15 protein-coding genes are annotated in these 20,458 nt (G+C 36.2%); 12 read left to right on the plus strand and 3 right to left on the minus strand.

Annotation, left to right across the window (positions count from 1 at the left end; translation table 11 throughout):
• The first annotated feature begins 545 nt into the window (after positions 1-545).
• Positions 546-1,019 (plus strand): hypothetical protein, encoded by a 474-nt coding sequence (locus GKO22_RS15285; protein WP_166336562.1) that lies wholly within the window; start codon positions 546-548, stop codon positions 1,017-1,019.
• 211 nt (positions 1,020-1,230) lie between these two features.
• Here GKO22_RS15285 and GKO22_RS15290 read toward each other — a convergent pair whose 3' ends face one another.
• Entirely contained in the window at positions 1,231-2,091 is an 861-nt protein-coding gene (locus GKO22_RS15290) for a nucleotidyl transferase AbiEii/AbiGii toxin family protein (protein WP_166336564.1), read from the minus strand.
• The gene (locus GKO22_RS15295) at positions 2,088-2,726 is read right to left on the minus strand and encodes a type IV toxin-antitoxin system AbiEi family antitoxin domain-containing protein (RefSeq protein WP_166336566.1); all 639 of its coding nucleotides are present in this window, start codon (positions 2,724-2,726) and stop codon (positions 2,088-2,090) included. Before GKO22_RS15295 ends, GKO22_RS15290 begins: the two co-directional genes overlap by 4 nt.
• A 658-nt stretch (positions 2,727-3,384) precedes the next feature.
• Here GKO22_RS15295 and GKO22_RS15300 point away from each other — a divergent pair.
• From GKO22_RS15300 to GKO22_RS15335, 8 genes are all read left to right on the plus strand, one after another.
• Positions 3,385-3,660 carry a hypothetical protein gene (locus GKO22_RS15300; protein ID WP_206367920.1) on the plus strand — a complete coding sequence of 92 codons (276 nt, stop codon included), beginning with the start codon at positions 3,385-3,387 and terminating at the stop codon, positions 3,658-3,660.
• Positions 3,661-3,953: 293 nt separating this feature from the next.
• A complete protein-coding gene (locus tag GKO22_RS15305; protein ID WP_166336568.1) occupies positions 3,954-4,232 on the plus strand; it encodes a hypothetical protein in 279 nt (92 codons plus the stop codon).
• Entirely contained in the window at positions 4,229-5,224 is a 996-nt protein-coding gene (locus GKO22_RS15310) for a hypothetical protein (protein WP_166336570.1), read from the plus strand. The genes GKO22_RS15305 and GKO22_RS15310 overlap by 4 nt, the downstream gene beginning before the upstream one ends.
• 1,427 nt (positions 5,225-6,651) lie before the next feature.
• Complete coding sequence (locus GKO22_RS15315; protein WP_166336572.1) at positions 6,652-8,301, plus strand: vitamin K epoxide reductase family protein; 1,650 nt, start codon at positions 6,652-6,654, stop codon at positions 8,299-8,301.
• Between the two features lie 109 nt (positions 8,302-8,410).
• Complete coding sequence (locus GKO22_RS15320) at positions 8,411-8,623, plus strand: hypothetical protein (protein ID WP_166336574.1); 213 nt, start codon at positions 8,411-8,413, stop codon at positions 8,621-8,623.
• A gap of 55 nt (positions 8,624-8,678) precedes the next feature.
• Positions 8,679-9,506 (plus strand): GLPGLI family protein, encoded by an 828-nt coding sequence (locus GKO22_RS15325; protein WP_166336576.1) that lies wholly within the window; start codon positions 8,679-8,681, stop codon positions 9,504-9,506.
• Between the two features lie 302 nt (positions 9,507-9,808).
• On the plus strand, positions 9,809-11,998 hold the full coding sequence (locus GKO22_RS15330) for a peptidase domain-containing ABC transporter (RefSeq protein ID WP_166336578.1): 2,190 nt from the start codon (positions 9,809-9,811) through the stop codon (positions 11,996-11,998).
• A complete protein-coding gene (locus GKO22_RS15335; protein WP_166336580.1) occupies positions 11,995-13,077 on the plus strand; it encodes an HlyD family secretion protein in 1,083 nt (360 codons plus the stop codon). The genes GKO22_RS15330 and GKO22_RS15335 overlap by 4 nt, the downstream gene beginning before the upstream one ends.
• 685 nt (positions 13,078-13,762) lie before the next feature.
• Here GKO22_RS15335 and GKO22_RS15340 read toward each other — a convergent pair.
• Positions 13,763-16,396 (minus strand): TonB-dependent receptor, encoded by a 2,634-nt coding sequence (locus GKO22_RS15340; RefSeq protein WP_166336582.1) that lies wholly within the window; start codon positions 16,394-16,396, stop codon positions 13,763-13,765.
• 1,840 nt (positions 16,397-18,236) lie between these two features.
• On the opposite strand from GKO22_RS15340, the gene GKO22_RS15345 reads away from it, so the two are divergent.
• The 3 genes from GKO22_RS15345 to GKO22_RS15355 all read left to right on the plus strand — a co-directional run bounded on the left by GKO22_RS15345 (position 18,237) and on the right by GKO22_RS15355 (position 19,559).
• Positions 18,237-18,605: a transposase gene (locus GKO22_RS15345; protein WP_166336584.1), complete on the plus strand. Its 369-nt coding sequence runs from the start codon at positions 18,237-18,239 to the stop codon at positions 18,603-18,605.
• A 369-nt stretch (positions 18,606-18,974) separates the two neighbouring features.
• Positions 18,975-19,265 (plus strand): DDE-type integrase/transposase/recombinase, encoded by a 291-nt coding sequence (locus tag GKO22_RS16920; RefSeq protein ID WP_166336586.1) that lies wholly within the window; start codon positions 18,975-18,977, stop codon positions 19,263-19,265.
• 132 nt (positions 19,266-19,397) lie between these two features.
• Positions 19,398-19,559, plus strand: coding sequence for a hypothetical protein (locus GKO22_RS15355; protein WP_166336588.1), 162 nt, complete (start codon positions 19,398-19,400; stop codon positions 19,557-19,559).
• Positions 19,560-20,458: the final 899 nt, after the last annotated feature.

The raw sequence follows: 20,458 nt of genomic DNA on the forward strand, positions 1-20,458 counted from the left end.
TCCTTCTTCACCCTCTTTAAGGGCACGGACAATCTGGGTTTCTGTAAAACGTGTCTTCTTCATTTTCAACTTAAATTTAAACATTGTAGTTCAGTTTTAAGCTGTCTGTTTTTTTGGGACACTTACATTAGCCACATCTACGTTTAACATTAATATAGGATTTCCTTTGATTCTGTAATCAAATAATGATATAAGCAACAAGCCATTAATTCGAGCATGGGTGATAGATTAATTAAATAGAGAAGAGTGCTATAACTTGTCTCACAAAACGAACAAATAATTTGTAGAATATATAAAATGCATTGCAGCCATACCAGTTTTGAACTTGATTGGTGAGAACTTAAACCTGTAATATTTAAAGAATACTTCCCATTCTCAAAACTACTCATTGATAAAGCGTCGAATAAATAATGAAAGCGTAAGACCTGCGAGTATGGAAGGAAGCCGAGAACTATTTACGCGATTTACTATATTATACGCATATAATTAGAAAGATAGTGTTATGGCCTAATTATTTGTATATTAGCATACTAACTAAACTAACCATGAGACAGTCAATCTGCATTATTACTGTATTAATACTTTTTGGAAGTTGTTCGAAGAAAGCGGAAATAATAAGGGAAAACCACGAACTTTTCGGGCGTTGGCAACATTTGACCCAACAAATGACTGTAATAGATTCAAATACAAAAGATACAATAACACCTACATATCTTGTTGTTGACTTTACAGAAAAACCTTTTAGTCAATATGTGACACTAAAAGCGAGTGGCGAAGGCTATAACTCGAAAGATAATGTTCCATTCAACCATTTCAAATTTAGCTATGACGATGTTAATATTAAATTTAGCTTACTTTCTCAGGAGCTACTAGTGGATGCGTCACTAACACCAAGCGGAATGTATACGATCCAAAATGACACATTATCTATAACAACTACTATCGTCAAACCTGCGAATACCAAAGACACAGCTAGTTCGACATTGTTGATCAATGCTTCATTGAAGAAGATCGACTAACTACTAATCTGTCTCACAAAACGAAGCTTACGGTGAACTAGTAAAAACGCAGTGGACACTTTTATATTTTGTAAGTTACTACTTATCTTCTTTTCTATATTTTAGAGATTAGAATAAGACCAGTAGACCAATTCATAATAGTAATTTGCAAATTTGAATATTTTTGCAGCTCTGACATTAAATTGTCAACATTTTCTTGATAGCAGCTCACCTATTCATTAGTGTTGAACTTCAAATGCTCAGAAATATCATGGAAATATTTCGGACTCCAAATGTCCAAACGCTCATAATCCCTAATAAAGCGTTTAATATCATTTCTAACATACTTCATGTTTACGGTATCTATCTTCTTCCTTAGTAGCTTTCTGAACTCGTTTTCACTAATTACATCACCATCCCAATCACCGCTGTCTTTGGCTCTAAAAGAGAAATGTTTAAGATTTAATTCAATACCTTTTTTTATATACCACTCCATGTCATACCAATCTCTTCCTTTTACATTCATCCCCCACTTACGGAAAAGAAGTGCGTGCATTTTACCAGCAAATAAATCTGGTAGCGTAAAACATTTAACATAGAATGAAAATGGCCGTAGTAGTAGCTTTTCTTCAGTTTCAAAACCTAAAGGGGGTTCTGTATCTACTTCGATTTTTATCTTGATATTTGCGATCTGGTTTATACCTTGCTGAGGAATGATGCCTTCCAACACCAATTCTTTCCAAAGGGTTTCAGACTTTAAGAATGCGGAATCTATATTGGTTTTGACAACTTTTTTCTTTTCCCTGATAGATACTTTCATGCCTAATGAATCAAATTCGCTTACAATCGCATTCTGGTATTTCCCTAAATCAAATTCTGGCTGACTGTTCAGTAGGGAAAAATCTAAGTCTTCCGAAAATCTATCTAATCCATAAAATATCCGTAAAGCAGTTCCACCATAAAATGCTGCTTTTTCAAAGAAACCTGAGCGGTACAAAGCCGCGAGGGCAATCTCTTGCATAATTTCCCTCAATGCATCTTTCGCTTCTTGTTCATTTTTAGGTTCATACTTGTCTATCCACTCCTTTATCATAATTGTTCAATCATTTTTGTGACCATCAATAAGCTGTCTTTTTTTGGCGCAATGTAGAGCCATTCACGTATCATTTGCGTATCCAAATCTTTTAATGTCGATTCCTCCATTCGCATATCATCAACAAGGTATTCTAGGGCAGTACGCATACTTCGCAAAGTCAGTCCAGATGTACTGATAATCTTGTCACATAGTGCCTTTTCTGGTGATGCCACAATGGCATTATGTTTTGACGATAATTGTAGCATATTTAATCCGAAAGAATAATAAGGTAGAGGCAGTGAAGTATATGTAAATAACCCCATTACTGTTTTGAAAGTACGAGGTGCTTTTGTTGTCATGGAGGATATCTCATAAACTCGCTCTGGTATCATTCCATGAAAAGAAAGCGCAGTTTCCAGTGAGATGTAACTTGGTCCCAGTAGATGGTTAGCTAATAGCAGCGTATCAGGTTTTTTTTCTGTCGCCGCAGGTCCAGCGATATACAATCCTTTTTTTATAGATTCCAAAAATCCCTGTGCTATTAATTCTGATATTTTGTCGTTAGGGCGCTTGTAACCTTTTAGCCACGATATCAATAGTTGATGTGGTAAAGGCATATCAGCATGGTTACCTATGAGCCTAATGATTTCCATATGTAAATGTAATAAAATAACAAGATAATCGGAAAAAATCCGTTTATCTTGCGCTGTAGATACATTGGCGCGCGATTTAATGCATTTTATAGTTATAGTATAGTATTTGTGTATGTTCAAGTTACACAAAAAATAAGCTACGGGGGAAGGTATTGTACATTATACTTTCAGAGATTGCGAATATATTACCGCTCATCGCCTAATATAGTAGTAAGATATTTGAAGAGCTTTTCAAGATCCTTATATGACGTACTTACAGTAGCCTACCTTACCTTGGAAAGTTCTATAAGTCTAGCCTCATTCAAAAAAATCACAAAATATGTTACAAATAGGTTACAAGGCGGAATTCTATAAATTTAAAATTAACAGATAAATTACCTTTGTAAGTTAAGGGTGAAGATTTTTGGTCCTATGAATAGAAGCAACCATAAGACTTAAAATCTTTTGGTCTCTGGTTCGAACACATGTGGGCGAACAAATCTAAAAGCCTTTTTTCGGCATGGAAAACGGCTTCTTATTGTTTCTCAGGATACTTTAGTAGCTTGTACCCTGCGCTAATTGGAGTCCCCCGATTAGTGTGATTTACATAGTTTTTTGTTGAGATTCACGTAAATTTGTTGCAAATTTGTTACAGAGTTTGCTTGACAATTTTAAAATTATGGCAGCAGTTAGCACCAAGGTGTTCGGTCACCACAAAAAAGCAGATGGAACTTTTGATGTTAAAATCTGTGTACAACACGAAATAGTTAGAAAGTATTTAGACACTTCGCACTTTCTAGTTAAAAAACAACTGACGAGTGAATTTAAAATCAAAGACCCCTTCGTTGCAGATAAAGTCGAAATTCAATTAAGAGACTATCGAAAATTGATTAGTGAATTAGATGATCGCTTAGAATTCTTAAACAGGATTTACTTTCCCTCCAGGACAAACTAATGTTAACCTTATGGTAACTGCTTATAGAACAAATTCGTGTGGACAGGCAAGTGTCCAAACATATATAAGATTACGAAATCAGTAAAAAAAATAGCCCCTACTAGCGAGGGGCTTTCTCATTTCGTAATTTCTCCAACTGAATATTGCGAGCATACCTCCGATTAACGAATAACTGATAGCTAGCTAACCCATGATGTACTGAAAATATCACAGTAACCTAATTGTTACGAAGCGTCGACCCTTCAGGAAGTATATTTCCCTATATTGAGAACATATTAACTGATAACTACCAATTGAAAAAATTATTATTTATCGCATTGATGTCAGGGCTAGGCTTTGCATCGTGTCAAAAGGAATCCCTTAGCGATCAAGGTGATCATAATGAAATTACCATAGATGGTAAATCGTATAAGATTAGCCATCTAAAAAATCTAGCTGTAAGTTGGTTTCAACGTGATATATCTGAAATTGGGTATGATAAGGAATTGAAAGCATTTTACATTGAGGGATATGATAACCGTTGGTCTTTGGAAGATATTTTACCTACACTTTTACATTTCGAGCAAAAATGAGAAAGATAATCTTTGCAATAACGATCTTACTTTTATCAATGCTAAAAGTTCAAGGTCAAAATGGTCAAGTTACAACTCGAGGTGATATTATATCAGCCGGTTACTTATTTGGGGGGCAAATACGTTTTACAGACCAGTCTAATATCACACAAATAACAGGCATGGTTACTTTTGGCAAGGATGTAGGTTTAACTGTCAGTCCTATGGTTCAAGCAATATTTGTTTTGAGAAGACCAAATGGTGCTGAGGTTTTGGTAAGTGATTCTATCCGAATTGCTGCAAACGAATTTTCATCACAATTGAGTACGCCAAAAGCATATACAATACGGCTTCAGCCAAACAATAAAGAAGGACGGCTTTTTTTACGATATCGCTACTATGGACTTGATGGCGCCAAATGGTCGACTAATCATTCTGCAGGAGGTTGGAATGTAGAATATCAAGCTCCTCAGGCGACAATCATCGGGCCAGAAGTAATATGTGATAATGCTACGTTTGAAGTTGCGAATGCTAACAGCGTTACAATAAGTGGTACACCTGAGATCGCAACCATTACCAAATTAAGTGAAACCACTTATAGAGTCCAACGAGTTGGCTCACAATCAGGAACATTAATTTTACATGCGCAAAATACCGACTTTGCAAATACTAGTGCTTATAAGAATATCTTAATTGGTTCACAAATTTCAGGTGTAGATTGGGGAAATGTTAATGGCACAGGAAGCTTCACGTTTTCACTAGTTGCACAAGGGCAAGTTGGAGCCCCGTTATCAGCTATACAATCTGTTAACTGGACGGTATCAAATTCAAATACATCTTCGACTTTTACTACAAAAGAAAAGCAGTATGCCGTACTAAATGTAACGAATTGGGATCCGTCTTTAAATAAGATAATTACTGTTACAGCTGTAGTTACGACTGCGTGCGGTCAGACTTACACGTTCACAAAACAATTTGGTGGAGGGCCAGGTGGTGGTTTGGAAGATTCGTAATATTAGCAGCATAAGCCCCTTGTTTTAAGGGGCTTTTCTATTTAGTAGCCAAAAACCTTACCGGCGAGATAAGCCAGATCCGAGTTACTGATACCGATCTGGCTAACATTTAAGATGAATTATAATAAAGCCCCTCTCGGGTTTAAACCTATAACGAGGGGCTAAGAGCTGATAAGATCTACATGAACACATGAAAATCTACTACAAATGTAGTTCGCCATTTCTTTAAAATGGCAGAATAATGTTTTTCACGCGATCGATTGCATTTCAAAATTTTGCTGTAAATTCAGTTTACGATGGTAGGATAATATTAATTTCTCATAACTTCGAATTACCCTACTTCACCAGATGAGAAATGATTTATCATTAAGCGCTCTGATAATACTAGAAGTACTTCTGGCTGATTTGACATCCACAGTTAGCTTTTATGGAATTTCTATTATTGTGAACAAGCGCTTATACAAATTTTCCGCTAGATGTCCCTGTGATTTCAGGAGAGACATAAAAGACGGGCCTATTATACCTGTACATTATCTGTAGCAAAGTTCATTTTTCCTTACGCTCAAATGAAGCATTATGCTTTTCTGGCATTTCAAGTACAGCTTGCAACTCTTCGCCTGCTCGCTTCGCCCATTGCACGCACTGGCGAATTGCGGTTTAATACAATCTTATTCTCAAAATATAAAGTTGTATTCCAAAAAAGTTCCATTTTCATATTTCAGAACTTAAAAATATAAATAAATCCCTTTGTAAGTCAGAAAGAAAATCTTAAGTCATATTAAAATGGATTACTGATAAGCCTCATAATGCTAACACATATAATCATCTAATAAAATGAAATTTGAAATAATGGGGAATTGATTACAAATAGATTACGATAGGAGTGATTGAAGGTCATTGGCAATATCTTAATGGTTTGTTTTCTAATACATAAAATAAGTCTTTTTGATCTGTATCGATATTGATTAAAAGATTAAAGATCTTGTGATAATTCATGTTTAGGTAAAACCTCTGATTAACAATCGTCGAACTCTTATTATTCAGACTGATTATTGAAATATCCTGCACTTCCAATATTACTAGCGTCTCATTCTCAATATAAGGTTTAACGTAATTTAAAACGTAGTATATATTCACAGCATCGATCTTCTATTTTAGTAATTTTCTGAATTAGCTACTAACAATTGCATAAGGTTAAAGGTATAGTCATTTAGGTTTTGAATCCCTTGCGATACTTGTATTTAGTTGCATCAAAGCTATGGCTCCGCTCGTATTGTTTTTTTTTTAAATAAATTTTGGCATTGTGCAATTATAATATTACCTTCATTGTGAAAAGTTTGATATACAAACAAATATTGACTTGTCGCTATAACCACCAATGAGCTTTTTTCAGGCTAAAAATGCTTAAAAGATACTATTAACAATTTATGATATATTCAAATAATTTTCTAGTTATTCGGAATGATTACGGTCTTAAAGAGTCAATATCGAGAATTTTAAAGCATTTTGGCGTAAAATTTAGTTTAACTTATTTAACCAATTTAATAGATGAGCATGTCGATTTCCCGTCTTTATTGGTTTTTAGAGATGTACTATTAAAGTACAACATAAAATCTATTGCATTGCAAACGCCAATGATAGACGATTATAGAATTAGTTATCCTTGTGTCTGCCTCTTAAAAGACGAAATAGATTCAACCTTTAAATACGTGGAGGTTCTTGAAGTTGTGGATGGGTATGTGTATATAATGTATGGAAACAATAAGCAGCCGGTAAAGCTGTCTGTAGAAATTTTTAAAAAGCTTAACAAAGGCGTTGCACTAGTGTTTGACGGGAGCGGCAAACAGCACGAGCACAATTTTAAGGTGAATCGAAAAAAAGAATTTGCAGTAGGCCTATCTTTTTTCTTTCCCATAATCGTCACCTTAGTGTTTTTGCTATTAATTAGCATAAATACTTTTTTCCTCTATAGTGGTCAATTTTTCCTATATAAAGTTTTATGGATAGTATTTGGAAGCATGGGGCTGTTGGTGGCTTTGTTACTATTCTATAAAACTTCTTCATCAAGCAATGAATCTTTTACTCTTGCATTATGCTCAGGAGATACCCAGAACGGCGGTGGTTGCGATTCCGTTTTAGAATCCAAATATTCAAAGCTGTTTGGTATAAGTTGGACTGTATACGGTTTGAGCTATTCTATTGTTTGGCTAATAATTCAATTTCTCGCCTTTTTCAGTCCAGATTTCACGGTTCTGAGCTTCTGGCTATCAATATTTAGCTTCGCGATAGTCTTAATTTCCCTTTATGTGCAAGGTTTTTTAATAAGGAGTTGGTGTAAGTTATGTCTACTGTTTCAGCTTAGTTTGTTGGCTAATTTTTTGGTATCGTTATATGTATTGCGTGTGCTAGATATAGCAGTTTTTGATCTTCATCTGTTCGGGTTCGTCAGTATAGTGCTAGTTTATACATTATTGATTGGAGTAGTGAAGCGGTTTGCAGATTTATCGCAAATACTGGTAGCACAACAAAGTACTGAAACTACTTTGAAGAGACTTCGCAAGGATAAAACCTACTTTGATTATTTACAATCGAAGGAAAAAAGTATCGAGGCTGTACCGGAAAATCTAGGAATAGTGTTGGGCAACAAGGAGGCAAAAAACGAAATCATTAAGGTTTGTAATCCGTACTGTACACCATGCGCGCAAGTCCATCGTGAATTAACCACATTATTGAAAAATAATAGCAATCTAAAAGTCAGAATACTATTCAACGCCACTACGCGTAAATCAGATCGACGATATCTCCCTGTGGCAAATCTCCTAGCAATTTACGAACAGAAAGGGGAAGACGAATTTAAAATTACGCTCGAGAAATGGTTTGGGGAATCTATGTTTGATATGGAGTTAATCGTAAATGAGAATCCTCTTGTTAGTCTAAGCGCTTTGGTTGATGAGAAGATGTTTAATATGTGGCAGTGGTGCAAAGTTCATCAGGTAACAGAAACACCCACGTTATTTTTCAATAACAAGAAAATTCCTAAAACCTATACTGTTTTAGATATAGAAACTTTTTTCTAGAAAATGCCGATTTGGTTGCAAACAGGTCGGAAGCTGGCTAAGTCGATACAGTTGGCGTCCTTTATTTACCCGGGAAAAAGGGTAAAATTAACTATTAAAAATTATTATTATGAAAACAATGAATCTTAATTCGTTTAGTCACCAAGAAATGTTGAGCGATGATGACATGAGAATGATTACTGGGGGTAAAGTCGATATGACATGCTCTTGTAACGACGGCAGTGGAACATGGCAAGATGATGAATCAGAAACAGTTGGTGAGCTAGTAGACAATATCGACTATTACTGCGGAAGTGCCGGTGGCTCTTGCTGGGCAAACTAAATTTTAAGCGTGGTCGCAGAAAATTTCTGCGACCATATTAAAGACAATGTTCTATATGACAAAGATTGGATTATTTTTTTTACTACTATTACAGTTATCCTTTATAAAGGCTCAAGATACGTACACTTTTGACACAAGATTTTTATACAAGCTTAACTACAATCCCGACAGTTCAGACCGGAGCATATTTAGGGAAGAATACTTTATGCTGTTAGCTAATGAATCTTTATCACTATTCCAATCTAGTAACAAATTTTACCTCGATTCTATACTTCAAAGTGATTATTCCAAAGGGAATACTTTAGGGGATATGGCAAGTGCTTCAAAGTATTCTACCAAATTCAAGTATACTATTTTGAAAGAAAATAGAAACATTACATATTATGAATTTGATCGGGATTTTAGTCCAGATTTAGTTTACTATAAAGAGTACGATAATATGGATTGGCAGCTTGTGGATACGACATTGATAATTAATGATTTAACCTGTCAATTAGCAACAGTAAACTATGGCGGTAGAGTTTGGAACGCTTGGTTCTGTAATGAAATTCCTATTCAAGACGGCCCGTACAAATTTGGCAATTTACCTGGTCTGATTGTTAAGTTATATGATTCCGAAAAATCTTGGAATTTTGATCTAGTCGAAATTGATCCCAATTTAGCTGTCACTGTAAACGTTAATAAATATCCGGCAAAGAAGCTGACGATGATGGAAAAGAATGATTTTATACAGCAAAAGGAAAGCTTGTCCAAAAATCGACTACTTATAAACGAGAGCAAAGGCCGGATCAAAATAAACGACGCAGAGTCGCGTAAAAATATGGCTAGAAATTACAGTAAGTTTCTACAAGCAAATAGCAATAAAATTGAAATATTGCCATAATGACGATACACTTAACATATTCAATACCAGTATTTGGATAAATTTCATGTGGTTCTCCGTCATCAGAAAAGTTTCGTGAAAATACGAATTAAAAGCAAGGATTGATTTGTGCTACGGTTTGTTCCATAGAATGACTCCAATTCTATTTGAACATATGTGGTAGAGCAATCCACCACGCCGAGATCCTGCATAATTTAGACTACATCAGGCCGATGCTATACTATGAAGACACAAAATCTAATGTAATACAGTTTGAACTATATGTTGCGAGCTGCACGCTACTATAATCTTGATATAAACGAATGATATCTACATTTCCACACTACAAGCAAATGGATCAAATGGATTGTGGTGCAACCTGTTTACGCATAATAGCTAAATTTTATGGCAAAAGGATATCGGTTCGGATTGCCCGTTCCGTATGTCAAACAAATAAAAAGGGAGTCAATTTGCTTGGGTTATCTGAAGGCGCTGAAGCTTTGGGTTTGAAGACAAGAGGTCTTAGATTAAGCATTTTACAACTGAGTGAAATACAATTGCCATGCATCGTCCATTTCAATCAAAACCATTTTGTTGTTCTTTACAAGATAACCTCAAACTTTTACCATATCTCTGACCCGGCATCATCCATAAGCAAATATACTAAAGCCGAATTTGAGTCAAAGTGGTTGCCTTCACGTACCAAAAATGTCGGTACGGTGCTATTAACTGAGCCTACATCCAATTTCTTTAGTGCAGAATATAATGATGAAAAATTAGCATTTAACTGGGGGACTATCATATCTTATTTTCGAAATTATCAAAACTTAATCGTAAAGCTATTTTTCGGCATACTGCTAGGAAGTGTGTTTTCTTTAATTACCCCTTTTTTAACACAGTCTATTGTTGATGTAGGAATACAGAACTCAGACATATCGTTTATTAACCTTATTCTATTAGCGCAGTTAATGCTGTTTGCAGGAGGTATTGCTATGTCGTTCATGCAGTCTTGGATAACGTTACATATAAATTCAAGGGTTAACATCTCTATCGTGAGCGATCTACTCATGAAGATTATGAAACTCCCGATAAATTTCTTCGATCTCAAAACTCATGGTGACATAATGCAAAGAATCGGAGATCAGAACAGACTAGAGAGTTTCCTGACAGAAACCGCAACTAGCACTGTTTTTTCTATGTTCAATGCATTTATTTTCGGGTTTATATTGTTACAGTATAATCGAACCATATTTTTAATTTTTTCCATCGCTACTGTCATTTATACGATTTGGATTGTGTTTTTTTTGAAATTTAGAAGGCAATTGGATGAGAGGAGGTTCAAGGTTGCCGCAGATAACCAGACTTACATGGTTGAAATAATTCAGAGTATACGCGATATTAAGCTAAACAATGCAGAGATAAAAAAGCGGTGGCACTGGGAGAAACTACAAGCTAAACTATTCAAATTGAAAGTGGACACCTTAAAAATTAGTCAATATCAATCTATTGGTTCTCTGGCGATCAATCAAGTTAAAAATATTCTGATCACTTATATAGCGGCTAAGTCTGTTATAGACGGAAGTCTAACACTGGGAGGAATGATCGCTGTGCAGTACATCGTTGGAATGGTATCAAACCCCGTCGAACTGCTAATCAAATTTATACAATCTTATCAAGATGCAAAAATAAGTATGGAGAGACTTAGCGACATATTTGTTGCTGATGAAGAAGAAAATCGGGAAGTCCAAAGGATAGATACTTTACCTGAGGACAAAACAATCAGAATCGAAGATCTAACGTTTACCTATCATGGTGCTGGTAATCGTCCAATTTTCAAAAATTTGAATATTACTTTTCAAGCTGGAAAGACCACGGCTATTGTAGGGGCAAGTGGGAGTGGAAAAACCACCCTCTTAAAACTATTGCTTAGGCATTATAATCCAGACAGTGGAGGGATTTACATTGGGGATACTAATCTCCAACACATTACTCATAAAGTGTGGCGGAATGACTGTGGTTATGTCCTACAGGATAGTCATGTATTCGCAGATACGATAGAGCAGAACATTACATTAAGTGATGAAGATTTCCCCGATAAAAGCAGATTAGATCATGCGCTGGCAATATCCAATTTGCAAGAGTTTGTGCAGGCTCAATTATTTGGAGTGTTCACTAAAATAGGTGTTAATGGAAAAGAAATAAGCCAAGGTCAAAAGCAGCGGTTGATGATAGCTAGAGCAATTTATAAACAGCCGGCATATATTTTCCTAGATGAAGCGACGAACTCGCTGGATGCTAATAATGAAAGTGAGATTATAGATAAGCTAGATAAATTTTTTAGAAATAGAACGGTCGTTATTGTCGCCCATCGCTTAAGCACGGTAAGAAACGCAGATAATATAATCGTTTTAGATAAGGGTGAAGTTGTAGAATCCGGAACTCATCATGAATTAACTGGACTGCGAGGTAAATATTATAATCTAGTTAAAAATCAGTTAGAGTTAGGAACATGAATAATGAGCTCAATAAAAAACGTCCGGCAATTCGCACGCCCCTTTCGGAAGACTATATACCAAATCTCCCCAGCTGGATGTCGCGGAGATGCAGTTACATTATTTATATTAATTTGGTGATAGTAATAAGCATACTACTGTTTTTTAAATATCCTGAATACTCTACTGGAAGAATGGAAATAGTAGGGATTCACTCGGCAAAACCAGTTTTTTCTCAGGTTGAAGGTTATATTGACAGTCTTCTGGTTAATGATAGCTCACATGTTGTCAAAAATCAATTGTTAGCAACGATCAAAACCCAAGCCAACTTTGACCATATTATCGTTTTATTAGAATCATTAGAAGGTGTGCATGATAACCATGGCTTGCATCGCATTTTTAACAACTTACTTACCATAAGACTGAATCTGGGCGAGCTCAATATCGACTATGTTAATTTATTGAGATCGTATCGTCGTTCACAAGATAAGTTATCTAAGATCGATAGTTACTTAACTAATTCTTTTTATTCAAGTACAATTGATAGCACGCATACCAAATTAAAGCAAAGAATAAATGCTAGCCACGAAAGCCAGACAGAGTCCGTGATATCTCATGACTGTAGCGATTTCATTTACGAGTTAAATTCGTTCATTGCTAAGCTGCAGGAGTGGAGGGAACAATACTTGATTTTCGCTCCGTCTGATGGTATGTTAATAGTTAATAAAAATATTGAAGCAAATAAGGTGGTAGGAAAATATGATCTACTGTTCAGAATAGCAACAAGCAAAAACACGGAAGACCGTTGGGTTTTATGGCCGGATAACGGAAAAGAATCTTTTGTCGTAGGCGAAAAGTTAACCATATTACTTTTAGATAGACCAGATGCCGAAAAAAATAGATTTCCTGTTCATGTTACGGATATTCTTGCTCATGATGACCACACTAATAGCATCCGGATTCACTCAAACTTACCCTACCCTAATGATTATGTATTGAATGATGATCATAAGCACGAACCTATTCGTGTAAAGATCCAGCGAAGAAGCTCTTCTTTATTGGAAAAAATAATAGCTCGTTTGAGAAAACGTATAATATAGTTTTAGTCAAATCAAGTTATGGTCATGCGCAGGATTATAAGCCCACTCATTTTTATGTAAATGATTCGTTTTGTAGGTAAAAGTTAATGGCAATATGAATGATTTTTTGGAGATTAAAAAATTATGTTCACCATAAATTCCATGTGCTATGGGGAGTTTTTTATTTTTAAAATACATGATTTTTCTCAAAAATTGACAAGTAGGGGAAGGTTATCATACCACCAATTACTCGCGATCTTATTACCTTTAATAACCTAGCTACTAAATTAAATGCAACAATGCAATCTAATAAAACGTTGATTTAGATTTATTTCCTGATCATTTTGGGGTTGCGTTTCAAAGAATTTTTATAAACGTATGCAGCAATAAGTCACGTAAGCTTAGCCCAGTTTTTTCCATATCTCGGGGCTACTTTGCTACTTTTTCATCTTCAGGTGTACGGCCTTTCGTCTTGATAATAGCAATTCGCTTGTTATGTAATCTATTATCCTAAAGCAAAATATTTTCTAGTGGCGAGCATTTTTTGGATGTCTAATTAATTGAAAAAAAACTGTTTCTAAACTTGTTTTAGTGTCACCAATTCATAGCGGTACGATGAAATGATGATACTATTTCTAACATTAGACCAGAAAGACCAGAAAACTAATTTTAGATTTATTTAATTGGATATATAGTGCGTTAGTTTTTAAAATCTAAATTTGGTAGATACAATAAATTGTCGCGGTCTGAGTTCAAAACGAGACTGAATTAATTGGTAATCTGTTATGATCTGTTGCACATACTCGTTGTTATTGAGCAAGTTTTGCGCGATCAGTTCCACATCAATCTTGCGTTTACCCATCGTAACTCGGTAAGTTGCATCGATAAAATATTGATCTGGTTGGCCGCTAATATTATTATGATAGTAAGAATTGCTTAAGATGATAGTCTGCAATTCCGTTGGGTATATCAGAACCGTGAGATAATGATTATTATAGAAAATAGTGTTGCTTCTGCCTGCGGCAAATGTATTAACCGTCTGGCCAATAGAAGTTTTGTATTCGCCAGCAATCAAAGAAGAAGCGTTATTCATGATCTCCAGATCAGCAGCGTAATGAAACGTTTTTTGCCTCGCCATCACATTGTTCAGGAAATAGTCTGAACTAGACCAATTAGTTCGTCCATTGATTTTTACAACCGTTTTGGCCGAGGCAAAAAAATGCGATAATCCGCCTGATAAGCGATGTTGTTGATTTTGACTTTCACGGTTTGCGATACTTGTGCGTAATCGCCCCAGCGAATCTACTTGCGTTTCGTATATATAATCGCGTACCGCAGCATCAAATCCGTATTGTACATGAGCAAAATTGGCCTTTAATGTATTCTTATAATTGTATCCTACGCTAGTACTCACTTTTTTTGTGCCTAGCAGGCGCGCATCATAACGTTGGATATTGCGATATTCGCCTATGATAAATCCGTTGTAGAAATTATTCAATCCACCAAATTGATTACCACCAGCGGCACTCGCACTAAACTGATGGTTGGCATTGGCAATATATGTGGCCGAAGCCCGTGGATTGAAGGTATTGCGCAGCGCGTTGTCAAGCGTTCGTACACCTTGTTGGTCGACATGGAAATAATAGGCGCTGTAGGGCGTCGCTAAATTCAACTTCCAACGTGCGGTCTCAAAGCCAAATCCCAAATCTACCCCCAATCTAATTTGCGAATTGCGCATATCATTGAAAAAATCATGTCCCAACAATCGATTTTCACCGTTTTCGTCCAACTCGATATCAGTCTGCAAATGATTGCGATTGTAGTCCAGAGAGAGGATAGGCGAAACGCGCCACTTTTTCCATTTCCGCGTAAAACTCATGTTGTTTTTCCAATCCATAGCCTCAAATTGTGCCAATTGCTGCACCCGATCATAAGGGTTGCCATCGTTCAACAAATCTTCAAATTGCCCAGGCATCACCTGCAAGCTTTGGGGGGTGGTGCGCCATTCTAAACTGGAATTGATATTAAACAACTGCTTCCCGATAAAACGCCCTAGCACAAGCGAATTTTTGAAAACTTCGTCCGTAAATCTGCCTTGTTGCCGTATCGGCGTTTCCTCATTGAGTAAAACCATACCCAGATCACTATTCCAACGTTTATGATATTTTAAAACATTACGGAAGAAAATATTCTTTTCATTTTTTTCGATGGTCGCACCAAGATCCAAATTATTGATCCGATAACGGTTGTCTACCGCTTCGTTATTCAGAATGGTTTCGTCCGCAGTAAAAACGTGCGTTGCAGTGAAGCCGCTTCTTCTTCTGGTATCATCATAGTACGAGATATTACCTTTCACTTCGAGTTCATTGCGTAACTTATGTAGCACATTGGTGCTAAATAAAAAGATCTTATTATCCAGCCATTTGCGCTCTTCAAAACCTGGACTAGGCACATCGCGTAAACGAATGTAACTTGGCCCATCCGAAATATTGACATCTTTGTTGGTGAAGTAGACTCCTGTCTCACCTGTGTAAAATGCGCGCAGATCCTTCGCCACATCTACGCCCACATTGTTGGATTGAAAGGAGTTGAGCATTTGAAAATTTTGCCCGAAGGTCATCGGCGTCACATTCAAATCCCAGAGCCCTGGGCTAGCCCCAATACCGATCTTTCCAGAACCAGTAGATGTAAATCGCTTCAATTCTAGATTGAGCGAAGCTTGATCGGAAAACATCACAGAATCCAGTAATTTGATGGGTTGATCGTTTTCCACAATCTGTACATTTCTCACTGCTTCGGCGGGCAAATTTTTATTAATCATGGCATACCTACCTTCCATCAGATCCAGATTATTCACCATGTATTTTTGAATAGGCTTACCTTGATACAGAATTTTATCGCCCTCCATCTCTACACCGGGGAGTTTGCGGATAATATCGGCAATCACCCTATCTTGCGAAGAAGAGAATGCATCTACATTGTAATTAATGGTATCTTTTCGTTTAAATATCGGTAGTTTGGCAGCTTTGACTTCTTGAATTTCTTTGGCTTGTAGTGAAAGTGTATAGGTGTACTGCCCCGTTTTGTTGGCCACTATTACTGAGTATCTAGCATAACTGAGGTGGTTGAACTCCAAATGAATACTATCAGCGTCCGTGATCTTGCTTTCTAGTTGAAAAGTACCATCAGTAGCTGATCGGGTGAATCCGATTAAAGCTGTTGATCCCACCTTCTTGTAGTTGACTGAAACATTGGGAATGGGATTTCTCTCTAAATCAAATAATTTTCCAGAGATCAAGACTTGCGAATGAGCTATGTCGATCGAAAAGAAGACAATCAAGAACAGTAGTGTAATCTTTGTAAAGAAAATACTACCCGAACGCAATCTGATTGAATTATATAAATCATTTATTGTCATTTATTTAAAAGGTAAATATGCTGGCAAAAGTATTGTATTCGGACATTTAGTTTTCATACATATGGATTAGTTTCTGGAGTGAAGGATGGTCTTCGTATTTTTTTGGCCTACAGAGAAACTAATATATGTATAATAATTTACAGTGCATCGGAAAATTAAAAATTTCTACGATTTTTTCGTAATTTTATTTTATGTCATTTTTTTTAGTTAAAGTTTTGAGTTTTATTTATGAAAACAAAGGGGGAGAACAAAATTCCAGAATGGTAGATTACCAATCTTTGCCAATGATATGACTTTGGTAAGGCCGTGAATGTTACCTCACGGAATAGGACATATAAGTATCAACATTATTCAAATGCAAGAATAATCACAGACGCAAGCATCACAATCTCTTTCTTCACAACCTATTTGCTGACTAAGGAAGCAAGTAAGAGCTTGCAAAAGCTAATTTATATCTATCTATTGATCAATATATTAGGGTCAAATTTCAAATTTATATTGAACATATTTCTCACGGCGAGCACTTAACCCATACCGTTCAGTCATCTCAAGTTTTTTAGCGAATTAAATAATATCTTATCCTCATAACGGCTAGAATTAAGGCATTAATATTGTCTTGAATTTCTTGTCTGGTGGTATAGCGCCCTTTGTTAACACATATAGTACGGTGTGCTTATCTTTCGAAAGACCCAAAGTGGTAAAAAAATGCGATGGCTTCGTAGCAGCTGCCGAGCAAGCAGAACTATTTCACAAGGTCGTGTGGCCCAATGTACGCATTAATTGAATGGCATTTACATCTTCAAATAAAATGTTGCTTATTGTATAATGCCGAAGAGTGCGGTCACCATTGAAGCGTTATTCCTTAAAAGCTTAGCAAACTTTCCTTCAATCTATCTCGTAAAGAACCTATTCAGCTTGTGTCTTCTACGATCTGTTTCTGTGTAATTTGCATATCCTCCGCGAGAACTATTAACCACGGAAACTATAGATTCCTCTTCACACGGCATGTTGTTGATTGCCACTATGAATGTGAGTAATAACCTCCGCAAGTTTGGGGCGATTACAATGAGCGCTAACAGTTTTTTATCTTAGCATATATGATGAGAAAATGCCAGCAAATCTACTCCCAGTGCGCTCGCGTGAAAAGCCATTTTTCATTAGGCCTTGTTCGAACCACGGAGTAATTGAGCACGGTGAGTATGTTCGAGATCAGCGATTTTTCAAATATTATATGCTATACTAGTTTCATTATTGACCTGCAAGGCGCATATCAAAAACTTTCGTTAGTACATGATTGTTGGAGTATACTCAAGTCGCACGAAACATCGACTGACTCAATACGTATTGTATGTTGTACTCTGCTATTTGTTGCCAATAGTAGCAGACTGATAGTACAGCTTCATGCTCCGAAGTCAGTACCACGTTCTTCTTCCAATTGCCTTGTGCCCAAACCTGTAGGATAAGGTGTATTGATTGAGTCGCACCAGAAATCAATATTAATTCATCGCTCCGCAGCCTACTTTCACACCTACGACTTCCCAAGCCTGTTTCACGTCGTGCTTTATACGGTCAATCTGGGAAGATGAACGCTGCTGACATTAACAAACTCAGCCGGGTGGTATTGTTGCATCGCTTTTATTACGTGCGAATCTTCTGATGTAGTCGCATTATAATCAAAATAGATAAATACCTCAATCATGACCGCAAATTGTCTTGTCCGGAATTAGGTTTACAATTTTGAGCAATTTGAACCCAATAAAAGATGAAAATTGTAAAGCATTATTCGGACGATTTCAAGCGCGAGGTTGTTCAACATTATCTAAGTTCTGATGATAGCATGCAAAAAACTGCTGATAAATTTAAGTTAGCTGTTCTTGCTTCAGTTGCGCAATGGCTTCGTAAATTTGGAGGTGAATTTAGAACAGCTGTTATGAACAAATCTCCAGAAAAGCCCAAAACGGAAATGCCTGATACCTACGAGGACATGGCAAAACGTATTAAAGAACTGGAAGAAGCTCTGGAACGTGAACGCTTGATGAACCTAGCTACAAACAAGATGATAGAAATTGCAGAACGTGATTTAAAAATCTCTATCAGAAAAAAGTCTGGAGCCAAACAGACAAAGAAATAAAAGAACAACGTCCAGAGCTAAGCATTTATAAGCTCTGCGGATTGTTTGGCTTTACTAGACAGGCTTATTATCAGTTACAGAAATACGAGTAAAAATGTCGGGTGCAATCTCATATAGTGCTTTAAATTATTAAAATTGAGCGAACTAACTTGCCTAGTATCGGTGGTCGTAAGGTGCTTAGTTTAATCGGCGCAGAAATGAAAAGAGAAAACATAACCATGGGTAGGGATGCTTTTTTGATTTTTTAAGGGAGAACCATTTATTGATTCGGCACTATAAAATCAAAATCATAACCACCAATTCTAGGCATTGGTATCGTAAGTATCCTAACCTGATCAGAGGTGTTCAGTTAATACGCGCACATCAAGTATGGGTAGTGATATCACGTATGTTTCAACTAGCGAGGGACATTTATACCTTTCCCTGATCACTGATGCCTACTCCAGAAAGATTATTGGATGGAACATATCTAATAAGCTCGAAGCAGATAGTGCTGTATCTGCTTTCGAAATGGCTCTTTCTCAATTATCCACTGATAAAGCGGCTGATCTTATTCATCATTCAGATCGTGGCATTCAATATTGCTGTGATAAATACATTTCGAAACTAAGATCTTTTAGTATCCAAGTCAGTATGACTGATAATAGTGATCCTTTGTAAAAAGCTATAGCAGAGAGGGTTAATGGTGTCCTGTAAACTGAATGGTTGAACAGATCTGCAATTACTAACAACTATAATACTGCATTAAAAATATCAGGGATCATTTAGGCCTATAATACGAAAAGACCGCATTTGAGTATCAATATGATGACGCCGGAAGTAGCACATATCTCTGAAGGAAACTTGTCCAGAAAATGGAAAAACTATTGGAGAGAAAACCATAATAAAATCATGTATGATGAGAAAAATAAATTACCTACTTTGGATATTCAAAGTCAGTTCAGTAAAGCCTGATAAGGATTACTGGTACAATGGTGTAAAGCCGGAAAAGTATAAAGTAAAAAATCGATGTAAACCCTAACCCGGACGAAATAGCAATTGTAAAGAATACATAGTATTAACAATCCTCAACTGTAAAGACTTTTCCGGACGACACAAATTTATATAATTGTTTAGTAGCATAGTAGTATCTCTATAATTGGTAGTTATTTCTATAAGATAGATCATTTTGCTATTTTCTTAATAGCCTATTTATGAATGCGGAAAGCGAGTCACCAAGCAGCTGTATTGCAAGAATAGGTATCGAGTTAATAGGGTAATCCTTGTCATGCATAAGATCCTATCAATTTTTTCCTATTAATAAGTCTTCTTAAAGAAATTTTTTAATGATAGCGTACTTCAATATTCATATCAATTGTGTCTTCATATTTTTCTTCGGAAGCGCCAAAGACGAAAGTTTTGGTTGGAAAATTTTTATTCGACCTACTCTTAAAATATTAGGATTGTAAAATTGTGTTACAAATAGGTTACAGCCCCATATTTTCAAAATTCAAAAATTAATAATAAATTGCTTCTGTAAGTCAGAAACGAATATTTTACTCAATAACGAAAATGCTCACTAAAAGCCTCATAATCTTTTGGTCCCTGGTTAGAGGTTCAAGTCGAGGCGCGAATCTAAAAGTAGTTTCTCTGCGAATTACACGGTTTCTTTTTCAGGGTACTTTAGGAGCTTGTAGCCTGCGCTAATTGAAGTGCTCCAATTGGTGTGATTTACATAGTTTTTTGTTGAACTTCACGTAAAGGTGGTACAAATGTGTTACAGTCCTTTTGCGTGTCCATTGAAAAGTTATTTCAACAGTTAGCGCCAAGGTTTTTGATCACCACAGAAAAGCAGATGGAACGTGCTATGTTAA

It is taken from the genome of Sphingobacterium chungjuense (assembly GCF_011316935.1).
GTDB lineage: Bacteria > Bacteroidota > Bacteroidia > Sphingobacteriales > Sphingobacteriaceae > Sphingobacterium > Sphingobacterium chungjuense.

Excerpts from the sequence above, each read along its gene's own strand:
- GKO22_RS15345 (WP_166336584.1), top strand. The coding sequence starts at position 18,237 with ATGAAAATTGTAAAGCATTATTCGGACGATTTCAAGCGCGAGGTTGTT.
- GKO22_RS16920 (WP_166336586.1), top strand. The coding sequence starts at position 18,975 with ATGGGTAGTGATATCACGTATGTTTCAACTAGCGAGGGACATTTATAC.
- GKO22_RS15315 (WP_166336572.1), top strand. The coding sequence starts at position 6,652 with ATGATATATTCAAATAATTTTCTAGTTATTCGGAATGATTACGGTCTT.
- GKO22_RS15320 (WP_166336574.1), top strand. The coding sequence starts at position 8,411 with ATGAAAACAATGAATCTTAATTCGTTTAGTCACCAAGAAATGTTGAGC.
- GKO22_RS15295 (WP_166336566.1), bottom strand. The coding sequence starts at position 2,726 with ATGGAAATCATTAGGCTCATAGGTAACCATGCTGATATGCCTTTACCA.
- GKO22_RS15290 (WP_166336564.1), bottom strand. The coding sequence starts at position 2,091 with ATGATAAAGGAGTGGATAGACAAGTATGAACCTAAAAATGAACAAGAA.
- GKO22_RS15285 (WP_166336562.1), top strand. The coding sequence starts at position 546 with ATGAGACAGTCAATCTGCATTATTACTGTATTAATACTTTTTGGAAGT.
- GKO22_RS15335 (WP_166336580.1), top strand. The coding sequence starts at position 11,995 with ATGAATAATGAGCTCAATAAAAAACGTCCGGCAATTCGCACGCCCCTT.
- GKO22_RS15300 (WP_206367920.1), top strand. The coding sequence starts at position 3,385 with ATGGCAGCAGTTAGCACCAAGGTGTTCGGTCACCACAAAAAAGCAGAT.
- GKO22_RS15310 (WP_166336570.1), top strand. The coding sequence starts at position 4,229 with ATGAGAAAGATAATCTTTGCAATAACGATCTTACTTTTATCAATGCTA.
- GKO22_RS15330 (WP_166336578.1), top strand. The coding sequence starts at position 9,809 with ATGATATCTACATTTCCACACTACAAGCAAATGGATCAAATGGATTGT.
- GKO22_RS15325 (WP_166336576.1), top strand. The coding sequence starts at position 8,679 with ATGACAAAGATTGGATTATTTTTTTTACTACTATTACAGTTATCCTTT.